The organism is Caulobacter sp. 602-1 (assembly GCF_003931565.1).
Lineage (GTDB): Bacteria > Pseudomonadota > Alphaproteobacteria > Caulobacterales > Caulobacteraceae > Caulobacter.
Window position 1 is genome coordinate 418,707 of the sequence record NZ_RRYI01000004.1, and the last position, 14,671, is coordinate 433,377.

Sequence of the window (14,671 nt, forward strand, 5' to 3'; positions counted from 1 at the left end):
TGCCAAGGTCGAGGTCAGCCCTTCCCTTTGTATGATCCGACCTCGTCTCGACCCTCCGGCGTCGGACCCATAGCTCTAGCGGCGGCCTGCGCTCCGGCAGGCAGCCGTGAGCTGACGTCATGACTTCATCGGCCGCGATCAGGACTATCCTGCCCCGGATTGACCGGTCGCCGGTGAGCTCGATCTCCGGGCAGATCACGGCGGCCCTGCGCGAGGCAATACTCGAGGGCCGCTTGGCGCAAGGCGCCCGGCTCCCCAGCTGGAACGACCTGGCCGACCAGCTGGGGGTCGCACGCGGGACCGTTCGCGCCGCTTACGACGCCTTGGCGGACGAACTGCTGGTGGTTCCGGCGGGAGCCTCGGGCACCCGCGTCCGCCTGGCTGGACCGTCACCCGTCCGGGCTGCGGACATAGAGCCTTCGCCGCTGGACGGCGTCTCGCCAGAGCCGCTTCCCTTCAAACCCGGAATGCCGGCTCAAGACGCGCTCCCGGCGAAACTCTGGGCGCGTCTTTGCGCCAGGGCCGCTCGTCGCGACGCCGCCAGTCTCGTCGCCGAGCCCGATCCGCGTGGCAGCGCAGCGCTTCGCCGCCAGATCGCCGCCATGCTGGGCATTACCCGTTCGGTCCGGTGCACGCCGGACCAGATCGTCCTGACGAGCGGCTACAGGATCGGCCTGTGGCTGACGATGCAGGTGCTGGAGGCCGCCGGGAAGAAGGCTTGGCACGAGAATCCGGGTTGCCCGGTCACGAGGGAGGCCTTGCGCCTTACCGGCGTCGACCTAGTCCCCGTTGCCGTCGATGAACACGGCCTTGTCTTCGACCGAGGCGTGGCGCTTGCGCCGTCGGCGAGGCTCGCGATCGTCTCGCCGACGATACAGGCGCCGACGGGAGCCACACTTTCCGAGGGGAGGCGCAGGGATCTCCTCGATTGGGCAGAGCGCGACGGCGCCTGGATCGTCGAGGACGACAGACTCGGCGGCCTGCAGCTGGCACGTCCCTCCGCGCCGGCCCTCGCCGCCGCCGACAAAGCTGGCAGGGTGATCCTCATCGGCGCCTTCGACGAAGCGCTGGGCCCGCGCGCCGGGCTTGGCTACGTGGCCGCGCCCGCGGCGCTGGCGGATCGGTTCGCCCAAGCCGCCGCCGTCCTCAACCCGGCGCCCGATACGATCACGCAGTCGGCGCTGGCCACGTTTATCGCTGACGGACATTACCTGCGCCACCTGCGCCAGATGCGGCGCCTGTACCGGGAACGGAAAGGCGCGCTCGACGCGTCGCTGCGGCACAGGATCGCGATAGAGGATGCCGCGCCCTTGGCCCTAGCGGCCCCGCTTGCGGGCGAGGTGGACGACGTCGCCTTGGCGCGTCGGGCGCTGGACCTTGGGATGGCCCCGCTTCCGCTCTCGCCCTGGTATCACGACCGCTCGACGGCCCGACCTGGCCTGCTGCTCGGCGTCACCAACTTGCATGCGGGAAATATCGGCTTCGCGTGCGACCGCTTGCTCGAGCTCCTGTCCTAGCCGCGTCGCCGCGCCGCCGGCCAAGCCGTGATCACGCGCTCCGATAGGGGGCGTTAGGCTCGTGCCTAACGCCAGAGAGCATAGCGAGAAGACGCGGCATCGCTGCCGAAAACGCGTTTGGGGCATAGCTCACCCATAAGCGAGCGGTGCTTCGCGCAAGGTCCGCCATGAGTCGAAAGCCGTCTTTGTCGGTCGCTAGGTGAACGTCCAGTTCCTGGAGCCATGCCAGAGTCCGCTCATGGCGCTCTTACACCCTGGATGCAGCGGCGGCTGCTCCCCGCCAAATTTGATCCCTGACATTCCGCCAAGCGAAGGGTGGGCTAGCCGAGTGCAGACAGCGCGGGATCGCCGCGCCGTTATTTAAACAATGCAATGAGGCGCCGTTACCTCGCGCGAGAAATGAAGGCGAAGATCGGGTTCTACGGCGGTGACACGATCTAGGCGGCCCAAACCTTGTTGAGCACGCCCGCCGCCATCGCTGCCTTGTCCTGGGGGAGGAAACGACCGTAGTGCTGCGCGATGGTGTCGGGGGTATCCTGGATCGCGTAACTGGCCTGCTCGTATGAGCCGGTCTGCTTGAGAACGTGGGTGGCCAGGACATCGCGCACATTGTGCGGGCCGTGGGGCAGGAGCCCCTCGATCGCGCCGCGGCCGGTGTAGGGGTTGTAGATGCCGTAGCGCTGGATGGTCACCCGCCAGGCCTCGTAGAAGGTGTTCTGGTCGTAGGCGGCCTCGCGGCTTCTAGATTTCATCGTCTTGACGAAGAACTCGCCCGGATCCGTCGCGCCGCGCAGGAGGACGGCTCGGTCGGTCGCGATGTACTGGGCGATCTCCTCGTAAAGGCCGCCGAGATCGGGCAGCACCAGTCTGAACGGGTTCTTGCGGAAGTAGCTTGAACCGGCGTTCTTGAACGCGGCGGCCGGGACAAGCACCTCCCAGCCGTTGTCTCGAGCGCTCCAACGGAGCTCTCCGCGTTTGAGAGCTTCCAGCTGACGTTCGGGTGTGGCTGGCCAGCCCCTGGGCTTGAAGAGGAGTTGGCGCAGGTTCTTCTGGCGCAGGCCCAGATGCAGTCCAAAGCGGAGCATCAAAAACGCGCGGGTCGATTCCGCTGCGGAGATCGGATGACGCCGCCGACTGGGGCGATAGCGAAGCACTTCCTCGGTGATCTTGCGGTACTCGCCCACCGGACTGTCGGCTTCCAAGATTGGCAGAATGGGCTCGAACGGGTCGCGATGGACCCGGCTGACGCGCGCGATCTCCTTGGCGCGGATCAGGGCATGACGGTGCTGTTCGTCGCAAACCGCGTTCCAGTCGGCATGGGCGGCGGCCACGTCGGCGGCGGTGATCAGCCCTTCAATCGGCGTCAAACGCTCGGCCAGGGCTGGGGTCTGTCGCAGCCAGCCCGTCTCGCGCCGGCACAGCGATGCGCCAAGGATCAGCATCTCGGACTCCCACTGCGTGAAGAACCCGCGGCGCTTTTGTCGCCAGCCAAGGTACCAGTCCCAAACCGCCGGGAACGCAAGCAGGCCGAACGTAACGTCCGCGAGGGCGACCCCGAATCCACCGACGTCGCCGTCGGGGGAGGCGACCAGCGCTCCGAGCATCAAGCCAAGATGTTCCATCTTCTGATCGGCCGTGTCGGGGCCCCAGACGCCGGCGCGTTGGCGCCCGCGACTGGTCAGGGTCGCGCATTTGAACTCGAGAAGGTCCTTGGCTTCGGCGTCGAGAGCCGGTGGTGCGGCGACGGGACGTGTCCTGCCATCGTCAGGCCAGTACTTCCCCGCGTTTGGTCTGATTGTTCCTGTCGCAGAGAACTGCATCGCGAACCGCTGCTTCATGGCCGTGGCCTGGAAGCGGCGATAGTCGGTCGCGCCGGTGATGATCACCGACTTCACCCAGGCCACGATCTCATCCCGCTTGGCTTGGGGGAGCCGCGCGAAGTCGTCGGGCAGGTGCCAGGCCATCCGCCGGCGTTCCGGCTCGGGAAGAGGGATCAGAGCCTCGTTGGAGATCATCCTGCCCGGGTGGTGCAGCTTGGCGCGGAAATATCCGGGCGGCAGCCGCCAGCGCCGCTCGAGCGCGGCCAGGATCCTAAAGCTGGTGGCGCTGCGCGGCGCCTTGTCGCCGCGTCGCCAGGCCGTGAAGGTCGTGCTCTCCACCTTGTCGTCGCGACCGCACACCGCCCGGCGAAGGCCATAACCCGTGTCCTTGTGTCGGCGCATGTGGAGGTCGAGCGCTTCGGCGAAGTCCTCGGGATCGTCCCAGTCCTCCCAGAGCGGGGACGGGAAGGGAACGATGGGGCGGGGCGCGCGGCCGCGCTTCTTCTGGGGCGCTGGCGTTCGGTTTGGCGAGTTGTCCAGGGATTGTCGACCGTCGGCGGGCGGCGTGGGCTTGCGGGGCATTGAGGTCATTTTGAATTCGCCGCGCGGAAGTGCGTGGCGAAGTCTCAGACGTCCTGATGCATGATGCTGGGTAGCGGGGCAGATCGCGGAACCTGTGGATGACCGCCGTTCCTGGCGCGACGCTGCCAAGAAAGCCTCCGCCGGTGATGGCGGTGAAGTGTGGCGAATGTGCTGTTGCCTTTACGCCGGCAACTCCCATCTCGGCTGAACGGTCGCTTCAACGCTCAAATTGGAATGCCATGGTTGTCTTCATCAACGTGTTCTATGTCGATCAGCCCAATCAGCAGCGGTTAATAGACATACTGACCAAAGTCACGGGCGAGATCGTTATTAAAGCGCCCGGATTCATTTCATCAACACTTCACCGGAGCACTGATGGCGGCAAGGTGACCATGTATGCTCGATGGGCCAGTCTCGCTGACTACGAAGCTATGCGCCAAGACCCGGCTCCACGCCCATTTCTCGAAGAGGCCCTGTCTTTTGCCCGATTTGAGCCGGGCGTGTACGAAGTGGTTGGCGAGTTCCGTTCCTGTCCGGATCCAAACAGCTAACCGCGCTGGCTGGACGGTCGGCTAAAAGGGGGGAGGGGGCCGCGGCGAGGTGGGAGCGGTATGCCCAGTCGACACGCTCACCGGTCGTTGTCCGCCCCTTCGCCGGCGATGCTTCGCAAACACCAAGCCGCCCGGTGGGCTCAGAGGCCTTCGACGATGAACGCCCGATAGTCGGCTGAGAGGTTCCGGTACCGACGGGCTTCGCTATAGGCGTCGCTATGATACCAGTCTTGCGCCGCTTCGATCGTTGGGAACTCAAGCACCACGACGCTCTCGATTGCCGGGCCTTCGAGGACCAACGGGGTGGCTTGGTTGGCCCGTCTCACGACGTCTCGACCGTCGAAACTGTGCGGAAGCTTCTCGTAGTACTTCTTGATGGTTTCCGGGTCGCGCAGGCGCTCACGGATGAAAATGGCGTATGCGGTCATGGCAATAGGCCCTGCTTGAGAACAACCGAGCCAGATCTGGGGAGCACCGCCTGAAGGTTCGATGAGACCTTGGTATCGAGCCCTCGCGACACCAAGGTCCAATGGTGGCCAAGACCGGGAAGGCGCATCTGCAGGTCTGCATCGCCGTTCGGGAAGCTCGCCATGTCCGCCGCCCATCAACCTGGCCAGGACCATTTTCATTTCGTGCGGCCCGAGGATGTCGCCTGGCGGCAGTTCGCGGCCTTTCCGCCCGAGGCCCGCCTGGCGGTGCTGCTCGGAGACCCCGGCCAGGCCGGGATCTACGTGATCCGGGTCCGGTTGCCCGCCGGCGCAAGGATCGCTCCGCACCGGCATCCCGAGGACCGGACCTACACTGTGCTCTCGGGGATCTTCTACATCGGTCTTGGGGAGACCTTCGTCACAGACAAGCTGCAGGCCTTTGGGCCTGGCAGCCTCGTCGTGCTGCCCGGTGGCCAACCTCATTTCCATTGGGCTAGGGACGGCGAATACATCACCCAGGTGACGGCGATGGGGCCGCTTGGGCTCGACTACGTCGCGTCGGAAGACGATCCGCGCCGCCGGGGCGGCCTCCGATGAGGCTCAGGGCGCCATTGCGTCCCTGACGATCGTTGTACCGCTCGGCGTAAGGCTGTCGTGCGGATGGCGAGTGTTCACGGCGCGCAATGTCGGTCCCACCTCAAGCTCGCGTCCGGAACGCCTTCGGCGGGCGAGGGGCGCTTGCGACTCTCGTCGAGATTGGAAGTCCCATGCCACGCACCGTCGCCATCGATTTTGTCTCCGACGTTTCCTGCCCTTGGTGCGTCATCGGTCTTGGAAATCTCGATGTCGCCCTGAAGAGGCTGGACGGCCTGGTCGAGGCCGACATCCGTTTCCACCCTTTCGAGCTCAATCCGGACCTGCCGCCCGAGGGCGAGGACCGTTACGCCAACGTCGCGCGCAAGTATGGCACGGGGCGCGACCAAGCGAGGGCGAACCGCGAACGCCAACGCGCTCTCGCCGCAGCCCTGGGCTTCGACATGGTGACGGCCGAGGATAGCCGGTTCTTCAACACCTTCGACGCGCACCGCCTGCTGTACTGGGCGTATGGCCAAGGTCGCCAGCCGGCGCTGAAGCGCGCCTTGCTGGCGGCCTATCATAGCCACATGCAGCCTCCCAGCGACCATTCAGTGCTGGAGGCCGCGGCCGCCTCCGTCGGATTGGATCGCGCCGCCGTGCGCGAAGTACTTGTCTCCGGACGCTATGCCGATGAGGTACGCAAGGCCGAACACGACTGGCTGCAAGCGGGCGTCACGGGTGTGCCCGCCGTGGTGGTCGAAGGCCGCTACCTGATCTCCGGCGCCCAGCCGCCCGAGGTTTACGAGCGGATCATCCGCCAGGCTCTTTCCGAACGGCCTGACCCCGGGGCGGACGGGTTAGACCTTGGGATTGGCGACACCTAGGTGCAATGGCCGCTGATCCACGCAACCCGTAACGTCGCGTCACGTCCCGGATCTTGTCCCGAGACGGCCGCCCTACGCCCCCTTTGGGACCAAGCGCCTTTCGATGGAGACACTTGATGAAGATCCTCATGGTCATCACTTCCCACGACCAGCTTGGCGATACCGGCCGCAAGACCGGGTTCTGGCTCGAGGAGTTCGCCGCGCCCTACTATGTTTTCAAGGACGCTGGCGCGGCCGTGACGCTGGCCTCGCCGAAAGGCGGCCAACCGCCAATCGATCCCAAGAGCGATGAGCCCGGCAATCAGACCGACGCCATGACGCGCTTCAAGAACGACACGGCTACGCAACAGGTTTTGGCCAACACGGATCGGCTGGACACCGTTTCGGCTACGGATTTCGACGCGGTCTTTTATCCGGGCGGCCACGGTCCGATGTGGGACCTCGCTGATGATCCGGTCTCCATCGCGCTGATCAGCGCCTTCTGGGAGGCCGGCAAACCGGTCGCGGCGGTCTGTCATGCTCCTGCCGTGCTCCACAAGGTGATGCACGACGGCAAGCCTCTGGTGAGCGGCAAGCGGGTTACCGGCTTCACCAATACCGAGGAGGAAGCCGTCGAATTGACCCATGTCGTGCCCTTCCTCGTGGAGGATGAACTCCAGCGCCTCGGCGGTCTCTACGAGAAGACCGACAATTGGCTCCCGTTCGCTGTCGTCGACGGCCGCCTGGTCACCGGGCAGAACCCCGCGTCGTCCACCTATGGGGCCTTGGAGCTCTTGAGGCTGCTCGGGGGCTAGGAGACTTGCCGCGCCCGAAATGATCCTAGCCGGCCGCGACCGGTTCGGGCCCCGGAATGCAAAATGAGAAAATGGCTCCGCCGTCAGGGTTGGAAGCGGCCCAAAGGCGTCCGCCATGGCTCTCAATGATGGACCTGCTGACTGAAAGACCGATGCCCATGCCGTTGGCTTTCGTCGTGAAAAACGGTTGGAACACCTCGTCGGGGTCGTGTGACCTGATGCCAGGGCCAAGATCATGGACGCTGAGGACGATGGCTGCCGCGTCATCTCTCGCCGTCCGGATGGTGACTCGTCGCTGTCGCCCGCGAACCTGCGACATGGCGTCTGCTGCGTTCGTCAGCAGGTTCAGGATCACCTGTTGCAGCTGGACGCGATCAGCGGCGATGACAGGCAGGTTCTTGGCGAAATCGGTCTCCACCGTAACCTGCGCGCGTTGCAGGTCGCTGGCCAGCAGGGCCACGACCTCGGCGGCCGCGTCGTTGAGATCGACCCTGTCGCCACGTTCGGTGTCCTTCGAATAGAGCTTGCGAAGGCGCAGAACGATGTCCGTCGCCCGAGCGCCATCGCGGATCGTGCGACGCGCCGTCTCAAGGGCGCCTTCGATGTTGGGCGGATCAGCGGCCAGCATGCGCAGGCAGGTGTTGGCGTTGGTGATGATGCCCGAAAGCGGCTGATTGATCTCGTGCGCGATCGAGGCGGTGAGCGCGCCAAAGCTCAAGACCCGCGTCACATGGGCGAGCTCGGCGCGCACCCTGTGCAAACCGTCTTCGGCGAGCTTGCGCTGGGTCACGTCCTGGACGGCGCCGAGGCACTCAAGGCCGCGCTCCGGATGTCGGACCAGACGGCCGAACACGCGCACATACTTGATACGCTGGCCCGGGGTCCGCAGCCTGATTTCGTAATCGGGATTGTCGCGGCCCGAGCGGATCTCCGCCATCTTGGCGGCGAGCAGATCATGATCTTCAGGATGAACCCGCTCCCGAATGCGGTCGAACGTCACCCTCATGCCCGGGTCGAATTCGAAGATGCGGTAGAGTTCGTCGGAAAAGTTCAGTTCGTCCGAATCCACGCGCCAGGAGAAGCTGCCGGTGGAGCTGATGCGCTGGCCTTCAGCCAGAAAAGTCTCGCTGCGCCTCAGGGCCGCCTCGGCGCGTTTGCGGTCTTCGATGTCGGTGTTGACGCCATACCATTTGACGATCTCGCCCGCCCCATCGCGCAGTGGATCGACGCGGAATAGGAACCATCGATAGACGCCGTCGCGGCGCCTGATCCGCGCTTCGGCCTCACCGCCGGTTCCCCTCGTCAGGAAGCCGGACCAAGCCGCGGTGAGGGCGGGCAGGTCGTCGGGATGGACGAAATGGCTCCACTGCCAGTCTGCCAGGCCTTCGAGCGACTGGCCGACGTAGTCGAGATAATGCTGATTGAGGAAGTCGGCCGCTCCGTCGGTTGTCGCCGACCAGGCCAGGGCCGGGATGGTGTCGATCGTCAGTCGAAGATTGCGCTCGCTGGCTTCGAGCGCCCGCTCGGCCCGTTTGCGATCGTCTATGTCGATCAGCAGGCTGTACCAGCGCACGAGCCGTCCTTCGTCGTCCCGATGGGGCCGACCCAGGACCTGAAACCAGCGATAGACGCCGTCATGGCACCTGGCCCTGGACTCGTACTCGAAAGGCTCGCCGGTGATCATGGCCTGCCTGAACGCGGCGATGGCGACTTCGACGTCGTCGGGATGGGCGGGCCCTTTGCTCGCCCAGGCCTCGGCGCTTGTCCGGTCGATGTCGAGGTAGTCGTAGAAGCGCTGGTTGCCGCCTTCGAACCGGCCATCCGCGGTGAACGTGCAGATCAGGCCCGGAAGGCTGTTGATGGTCAGACGAAGGTCAACTTCGCTGGCGCGCAGGGCTTCTTCGGCGCGCTTGCGATCGTCGATGTCGGTGAGCAGGCCATACCAGCGCACGATCTGACCGTCCGCGTCACGAAGCGGTTGTCCACGGATCTGAAACCAACGGAACGCCCCGTCGAACCGCCGGAAGCGCGTCTCGAAATCGTAGGGCTCGCCCGAGGCCAGCGACGCGTTGAAACTGGCGATGCAATGGTCAAGGTCTTCGGGATGCGTCGTGCCGTTCGTCGCCCATTGGCCGACTTCCCTAAGCGGCTGCTTGAAGTAGTCCAGCAGCTGCTGGTTGCCGCCGATCAGCTCGCCTTGAGGTGAGAACACGCAGATCATCCCGGCGACGCTCTGCACGATCAGCCGCAGCTCGCGCTCACTCTCGCGGACTTCGTCGTCGGTCCGATCGCCCGCGCCGTCGAGGAGCACATGGTCTTGGCGCGTCGGGGCGAAGTCCGACGCTGAATGCGCCCCCGGCGCCCTGGTCTCTTCCATCATGATTTCCGCGCCTTCAGAGCGTCTCCTCGGGAGCCGCGCGGGCGCGGTTCACCGAATGCCTGAAGGTCATCAAGCTGAGCGCAATCGACACCGGACACAAGGCGTTGCGGCGCACTCGTCCGCCCGTCAGCGAGCCGGCCCCCGGAGGCCGACACGCCAGCGGTGGGGCGACAGTCCGACCAAATGGTGGAAGGCGCGTGTGAAGTGCGCTTGATCGCAAAACCCGCAGTCCTGAGCCACCTGAGCCAGTCCAGCGGAAGTCTCGGCCATGAGCACCTTGGCGCGTTCTATCCGCCGACGTCGAATGAAGCTCAGCGGCGTATCGCCGACGCTGTTCTTGAAGGTGCGGCTGAAATGGCCGGTCGACAGCCCGGTCAGCGCCGCCAACTCCGATAGCTTGATCCGCTGGTCAAGTCCGGCCTCGATCCGGCCGAGAATCTTGCGCAGACGCCACGGCGGCAAGGGCGATGCTTCGGCGTGCGCCGGCGAGGGTTCATCGTCGACGAGGCGCGGCTTCTTCCCCGCGCATGAACCGGTGGAGTCCATGGTCCTAGCGCTCCGCACCGGACGGTCGCGCTCCACCCACGAGCGCTACCCAGTTCACAAACGCCGCAACCAGGCGGGTGAGGAAGGCCTGAGCCTCGGCCGTAAGCTCGCCAACGTCGTCGAAGAGCTCGCCAACCTGCGGAATGTAGGCCTCCGGTTGCTGAAGCACCGGCATGTTCAGGAACACCAGGCTCTGACGAATGTGATGGTTCGCGCCGAAGCCGCCCAGCTTGTAGGGCGACTGGCTGACGACCGCGGCTGGCAGCCCGTCCCAGACGCTTTGCTGCGGCGGGCGCGAGCCGACGTCGATGGCGTTCTTGAGACCGCCCGGGACGGAGCGGTTGTATTCGGGCGTGACGAAGAGCACAGCGTCGGCCCGGCTGATGTCCTGCCGAAATCGCGTCCAGGCCGCTGGCGGCGCCGCGTCGAGGTCCTCGGTGTAGAGCGGCAGGTCGCCGATCTCGACGATGTGGCAGTCTAGGCTGGCGGGCGCTAGCGCCATCAAGGCCTTGGCCAGCCTTCGCGTGTAGGAATCCTTCCGCAGGCTGCCGACGATCACGGCCACCCTGTATTTTGCGGTCATGGCGACACCGTCTTTCTGCGCCGCAGGCCAGTCCCGCGGCGTTCGGTCTGGATACCGACCCGCGCCAGCCGGCGACATTGAACGGAGGTATCGGCGAGACCAAGGTATCGGTCAGGCGCGCCGCGTTCTTGGCCTCACGACCGCCTCACCCACGACGTCGATCAGGAACGCCAGAAGCAGGGCTCCCGCGCCGAGCGCGAAGATCAGGCCGTAAGCGCCTTGCGAGGCGGAGAGCACGAAGGCGAGGCCATAGGCGGCGACAGCCTGCGCCGCGGCGAAGCCGGTAGTGGCTATCCGCCACGCCGCGCGCTGGTCCGCCAGCCCCGAACCAGCCAACTCGTGCGCGCGTCCCAGGACAACGGGCACGATGCCAGGTGTGGCCGCGCCCATGAACAAGCTCGAGCAGGCCAACGCCGCGGGCGCGTTCCAGACCGCCGGCGCCAAGGTCGCGGCGGCTTCGAGCAGCAGCACGAGCCGCAGCGCCCGGTCATGTCCGGCGCGGTCGGCGAGGTGCCCAAAGACCAGCGGGCCAACGAGCGCGCCCAACCCGAACAGCACCCAGTAGAACCCCGCGGCATCCACACCTTGGTTGAGACCATGGGCGACGAACACCGCCAGGAACACCATGTGCGGCACAAGCCCCACGGCGTTCAGGGCATATTCGAAGTGCAGCAATGTGAGCCGGTGGCGAGGAGGCCGACGGCTGTGGCGCTCGGCCTTGGCTGGGGCTGGGGCTGGGGCAGGGGGATTGGGCCATCCGCCCCAGGCCACCGCCGTGAGCATGGCCGTGGTGACAGCGAGACCGATCCAGGCCTGACCGACACCCTGGCGCAGAAGCAGGGGAACGAGCGTTCCTGACGCGGCGATACCAAGACCGATACCCATGAAGATAAATCCGCCGATCAAGCCCCTGCGTGCCGGCGGCGCATGGGCCAGGATGAGCGGAGCGGCCAGGACCATGATGACGCCGCCCGCGACGCCAGATGCGAAGCGCCAGAGGAAAAACCAGTTGAAACCCGCCTGGAAGGCGCAGGCCAGCAAACTTCCGGTGCTAATGACCATCGCGGCGCGCAACGTCGTCACGGCCGACAGCCGGGCCGCGAACCTCTCCGCCAGCAACACGCCGGCCAGGTAGCCGCCAAGATTGGCGGCGGCCAGATAGGCGGCCGCCTCGCTGCTGAACCAGCCGGCGCTGACCACGGCCGGCAGGAGCGGGGTGTAGGCAAAGCGCGCGACCCCGATGCCGATCAGGGCGGCGCAGGCGCCCGAGAGCACCGCCCGCCAGAGGGAGGGCTGGCCTGCGGGGGTCATGGTCCCACCCCCGCGAGGAAGTCCAGGATCACCGTCGCCGCCTCGTCCAGAGCTTCGTCGAAGGCGAAATGTCCAGCGTCGAGCAGGTGGATGCGGGCGTCGGGCAGGTCGCGTCGGTAGGCCTCGGCGCCCGCGGTGACGAAAGACGGGTCGTATCGTCCCCACAGCACAAGGGTCGGCGGCCGGCGCGCGCGCAACCACGCCTGCCATTGGGGATAGGCCGCCACGTTGGTCTGGTAATCAAAAAGCAGGGACGCTTGGATCTCGCGCTGGCCGGGGCGCGAAAGCCCGGCGAACTCGTCGGTCCAGCTGTCTGGATCGTACCGGTCCAGGTTGGGGCTGTCGCCGATATGGCGCCGCCGCGCGCCCTCGAACGAGAGAAAGGTGTCCAGTTGCTCGGCGTGGCTTTCCGGATCGCGCCAGTAGTCGGCGATACCCGCCCACTTGGCGCCGAGGCCCTCGTGGTAGGCGTTGGCGTTCTGGATAATCAGGCCTTGGACGCGGTCGGGGCGGGACATGGCCAAGCGGAAGCCGACGGGACCGCCATAGTCCTGCATCAGGAAGACGCAGCGCGTGACGCCGAGATGATCCAGAAGGCCGTCCACGGTCCTCGCCAGCTGGTCGAACGAATAGGCGTAGCGGTCCGGAGGAGGCGCGTCGCTGTGTCCGAACCCAGGATAGTCCGGCGCGATGACCCGGTGGTTGACGGCGAGCAGGGGGATCACGCCGCCGAACATCCGCGATGACGAGGGGAAGCCATGCAGCAGCACAACGACGGGAGCGTCTTTGGGGCCCGCTTGGCGATAGAAGACATCGACGCCGTCGATTTCGGCGCGATGGTAGGTGACCGTCGCGGTCGTCGACCGCAAGATCGGAGAGGCGGCCATCCCGATCAGTTCCGCGCGTCGCTGTAGTCGGCCGTACGCGTGTTGAGATTGTCCTCCAGGTCGCCGGGCTTCTGCAGGCCACGCTTGACCAGGGCGCCCACGCGGGCCTGGGCGCCCGGGCGCTGGACGGAGGTGATGAACGCGTCCCAACCCTGGCGCATCTCCGCGTCCGGCGGCAAGCTGGCCACGTCGACCAGGTGTTTGGTGTCGATGATGGCCTGCTGGTCGAACGAGGCGATCCGCCTGGCGAGGCTGTCGACGAAGCCGTCGAGCTGAGCGTCCGGCAAGGCGCGGTTGACGTAGCCATAGCGCTCGGCCAGGGCGCCGTCGAAACCGTCGGCGCCGAGCAGGATCTCCAGCGCCCGTCCCCGACCGACCAGGCGCGGCAGGCGCGCCATCGGCCCGCCGCCGGGCGCGAAGCCGGCCCCGACCTCGAACTGCGAAAGCCTGGCCTTCTCGCGGCTGGCGAACCGCATGTCGGTGGCCAGGACGAGTTCGCTGCCGATGCCGCTGGTGCGTCCGCGGATCGAGGAGATGGTCACGGCCTTCAGGCGCGCCAGCCGCACCATGAAGTCGGGCACGGGATGCATGCCGGTGGGGCCTGGCGCCATGCTCGTGGAGTCCTCGAGCGGCTTGAGCAGGTCGTAGTGGGCCATGAAGTAGCCTGGCACGGCGCTGTCGAAGACCACCACCTTCACGCGCGGATCGGCTTCGATCTCGTCCAGGATCTCGACGAGGCGGCGCACCTCGACCGGTCCGACGATGTTGAGCGGTGGGTTGGCGAAGGTCACGCGCCAGTAGGCCGGCGTGAGCTTGGTCAGGAGGATGGTTTGGCTCGCCGGGCGCTCGCCGGCGGCCGCGGCGTGCTGGTCTTCAGCGCTGACGGCTTGCGGCGTCGCCAGAGCGGCGGCCGAGGCCAAGGCGGCCAGGAGAAGGGCTTTCATGAGAGTTCCCGCTGTTAAGGGTGAACTTTTAGGCGGTGGGGGACGGCGCCGGTCGGTCCCCGACGCCGTAACGAGCCGCCGGGCGGGTGCGCGAGATGACCGGGATCAGGGCCTGGCGGGCGTCTTCGTAGATCTGCCAGGCTGCGAGATCGGCCAGGGCTGGCAGGGTGACCAGCTCGCCTTGATCCAGTCCAGCCAAGGCCGCGTCGACCGCGTCCTGCGGACTCATGACAATCGCGGGCGGAAGCTGGTCCAGCGGCGTTCCGGCCAGCGCCCAGAAGTCCGTCCCGACGGCCCCCGGGCACACGGCCTGGACCCTTAGACCTCGTCCGGCCAGTTCGTGGTGCAGCGACTGGGTCAAGGCGACCACGAAAGCCTTCGTCCCACCGTAGACCCCGTTCAGGATCTCCGGCCCGATGGCGACGATCGACGCCATGTTGACGATGGTCCCGCCGCCGCGGCCCACGAAAGCGGGGGCGGCGGCGTAGGTCAGCCGCATCAAGGCCTCGACATTCAGAGCGATCATCTCGCTCATCGCCTCCACGTCGCTGTCGAGCAACGGCGTCGAGGCGCCGACCCCGGCGTTGTTGACCAGCATCGTGATGGCCGGGTCGGCGCGCAGCCGATCGGCGACGCTCGCGAGGTCGGCCGCGCGGCGCAGGTCGGCGGTCAGGGTCTCGACGTGTCGGCCGGTGTCCCGTGCGATCTGGTCGGCGATGGCGTTCAGCTTGTCGCCGTTACGGGCCACCAGGATCAGATCATGACCGCGACGCGCCAGGCGGTCGGCATAGATCGCGCCCATGCCCGTCGAGGCGCCGGTGATCAGGGCAAGGCTGTGGGTGTTGTTGCTCATGGGGGGAGGTCTCCG

Annotated in this window: 14 protein-coding genes; 5 read left to right on the forward strand and 9 right to left on the reverse strand. The window is 66.4% G+C overall.

Annotated elements, in window-relative coordinates:
- Positions 1-119: 119 nt before the first annotated feature.
- Complete coding sequence (locus EIK80_RS14510; protein ID WP_125157709.1) at positions 120-1,517, forward strand: PLP-dependent aminotransferase family protein; 1,398 nt, start codon at positions 120-122, stop codon at positions 1,515-1,517.
- Positions 1,518-1,954: 437 nt separating this feature from the next.
- Here EIK80_RS14510 and EIK80_RS14515 read toward each other — a convergent pair whose 3' ends face one another.
- Positions 1,955-3,919: a hypothetical protein gene (locus EIK80_RS14515; protein ID WP_233586645.1), complete on the reverse strand. Its 1,965-nt coding sequence runs from the start codon at positions 3,917-3,919 to the stop codon at positions 1,955-1,957.
- 98 nt (positions 3,920-4,017) lie between these two features.
- Here EIK80_RS14515 and EIK80_RS14520 point away from each other — a divergent pair, with 98 nt between their 5' ends.
- The gene (locus tag EIK80_RS14520; protein WP_199743484.1) at positions 4,018-4,470 is read left to right on the forward strand and encodes an antibiotic biosynthesis monooxygenase; all 453 of its coding nucleotides are present in this window, start codon (positions 4,018-4,020) and stop codon (positions 4,468-4,470) included.
- A 140-nt stretch (positions 4,471-4,610) separates the two neighbouring features.
- On the opposite strand, the gene EIK80_RS26130 is transcribed toward EIK80_RS14520, so the two are convergent.
- Positions 4,611-4,898, reverse strand: a complete 288-nt coding sequence (locus EIK80_RS26130; RefSeq protein ID WP_158624694.1) for a DUF1330 domain-containing protein — start codon at positions 4,896-4,898, stop codon at positions 4,611-4,613.
- A 162-nt stretch (positions 4,899-5,060) separates the two neighbouring features.
- Between EIK80_RS26130 and EIK80_RS14530 the strand changes: the two genes are divergently transcribed.
- From EIK80_RS14530 to EIK80_RS14540, 3 genes are all read left to right on the forward strand, one after another.
- A complete protein-coding gene (locus EIK80_RS14530; protein ID WP_125157711.1) occupies positions 5,061-5,495 on the forward strand; it encodes a cupin domain-containing protein in 435 nt (144 codons plus the stop codon).
- 170 nt (positions 5,496-5,665) lie between these two features.
- Complete coding sequence (locus tag EIK80_RS14535; RefSeq protein WP_125157712.1) at positions 5,666-6,358, forward strand: DsbA family oxidoreductase; 693 nt, start codon at positions 5,666-5,668, stop codon at positions 6,356-6,358.
- Between the two features lie 116 nt (positions 6,359-6,474).
- On the forward strand, positions 6,475-7,152 hold the full coding sequence (locus EIK80_RS14540; RefSeq protein ID WP_125157713.1) for a type 1 glutamine amidotransferase domain-containing protein: 678 nt from the start codon (positions 6,475-6,477) through the stop codon (positions 7,150-7,152).
- Between the two features lie 25 nt (positions 7,153-7,177).
- On the opposite strand, the gene EIK80_RS14545 is transcribed toward EIK80_RS14540, so the two are convergent.
- The 7 genes from EIK80_RS14545 to EIK80_RS14575 all read right to left on the reverse strand — a co-directional run bounded on the left by EIK80_RS14545 (position 7,178) and on the right by EIK80_RS14575 (position 14,656).
- Positions 7,178-9,532, reverse strand: a complete 2,355-nt coding sequence (locus EIK80_RS14545) for a PAS domain-containing protein (protein WP_125157714.1) — start codon at positions 9,530-9,532, stop codon at positions 7,178-7,180.
- A gap of 126 nt (positions 9,533-9,658) precedes the next feature.
- Positions 9,659-10,078, reverse strand: coding sequence for a helix-turn-helix domain-containing protein (locus tag EIK80_RS14550; RefSeq protein WP_125157715.1), 420 nt, complete (start codon positions 10,076-10,078; stop codon positions 9,659-9,661).
- A gap of 4 nt (positions 10,079-10,082) precedes the next feature.
- The gene (locus EIK80_RS14555; RefSeq protein WP_125157716.1) at positions 10,083-10,661 is read right to left on the reverse strand and encodes an NADPH-dependent FMN reductase; all 579 of its coding nucleotides are present in this window, start codon (positions 10,659-10,661) and stop codon (positions 10,083-10,085) included.
- A gap of 111 nt (positions 10,662-10,772) precedes the next feature.
- Positions 10,773-11,972, reverse strand: coding sequence for a YbfB/YjiJ family MFS transporter (locus EIK80_RS14560; RefSeq protein WP_125157717.1), 1,200 nt, complete (start codon positions 11,970-11,972; stop codon positions 10,773-10,775).
- A complete protein-coding gene (locus EIK80_RS14565) occupies positions 11,969-12,859 on the reverse strand; it encodes an alpha/beta fold hydrolase (protein ID WP_125157718.1) in 891 nt (296 codons plus the stop codon). The genes EIK80_RS14560 and EIK80_RS14565 overlap by 4 nt, the downstream gene beginning before the upstream one ends.
- Positions 12,860-12,864: 5 nt before the next feature.
- Entirely contained in the window at positions 12,865-13,803 is a 939-nt protein-coding gene (locus EIK80_RS14570) for an enoyl-CoA hydratase/isomerase family protein (protein ID WP_125157719.1), read from the reverse strand.
- Positions 13,804-13,831: 28 nt separating this feature from the next.
- Positions 13,832-14,656: an SDR family oxidoreductase gene (locus EIK80_RS14575; protein WP_125157720.1), complete on the reverse strand. Its 825-nt coding sequence runs from the start codon at positions 14,654-14,656 to the stop codon at positions 13,832-13,834.
- Positions 14,657-14,671 lie beyond the last annotated feature (15 nt).

Excerpts from the sequence above, each read along its gene's own strand:
- EIK80_RS14515 (WP_233586645.1), bottom strand. The coding sequence starts at position 3,919 with ATGCCCCGCAAGCCCACGCCGCCCGCCGACGGTCGACAATCCCTGGAC.
- EIK80_RS14570 (WP_125157719.1), bottom strand. The coding sequence starts at position 13,803 with ATGAAAGCCCTTCTCCTGGCCGCCTTGGCCTCGGCCGCCGCTCTGGCG.
- EIK80_RS14535 (WP_125157712.1), top strand. The coding sequence starts at position 5,666 with ATGCCACGCACCGTCGCCATCGATTTTGTCTCCGACGTTTCCTGCCCT.
- EIK80_RS14530 (WP_125157711.1), top strand. The coding sequence starts at position 5,061 with ATGTCCGCCGCCCATCAACCTGGCCAGGACCATTTTCATTTCGTGCGG.
- EIK80_RS14540 (WP_125157713.1), top strand. The coding sequence starts at position 6,475 with ATGAAGATCCTCATGGTCATCACTTCCCACGACCAGCTTGGCGATACC.
- EIK80_RS14520 (WP_199743484.1), top strand. The coding sequence starts at position 4,018 with ATGACCGCCGTTCCTGGCGCGACGCTGCCAAGAAAGCCTCCGCCGGTG.
- EIK80_RS26130 (WP_158624694.1), bottom strand. The coding sequence starts at position 4,898 with ATGACCGCATACGCCATTTTCATCCGTGAGCGCCTGCGCGACCCGGAA.
- EIK80_RS14550 (WP_125157715.1), bottom strand. The coding sequence starts at position 10,078 with ATGGACTCCACCGGTTCATGCGCGGGGAAGAAGCCGCGCCTCGTCGAC.
- EIK80_RS14565 (WP_125157718.1), bottom strand. The coding sequence starts at position 12,859 with ATGGCCGCCTCTCCGATCTTGCGGTCGACGACCGCGACGGTCACCTAC.
- EIK80_RS14510 (WP_125157709.1), top strand. The coding sequence starts at position 120 with ATGACTTCATCGGCCGCGATCAGGACTATCCTGCCCCGGATTGACCGG.
- EIK80_RS14575 (WP_125157720.1), bottom strand. The coding sequence starts at position 14,656 with ATGAGCAACAACACCCACAGCCTTGCCCTGATCACCGGCGCCTCGACG.
- EIK80_RS14545 (WP_125157714.1), bottom strand. The coding sequence starts at position 9,532 with ATGATGGAAGAGACCAGGGCGCCGGGGGCGCATTCAGCGTCGGACTTC.
- EIK80_RS14555 (WP_125157716.1), bottom strand. The coding sequence starts at position 10,661 with ATGACCGCAAAATACAGGGTGGCCGTGATCGTCGGCAGCCTGCGGAAG.
- EIK80_RS14560 (WP_125157717.1), bottom strand. The coding sequence starts at position 11,972 with ATGACCCCCGCAGGCCAGCCCTCCCTCTGGCGGGCGGTGCTCTCGGGC.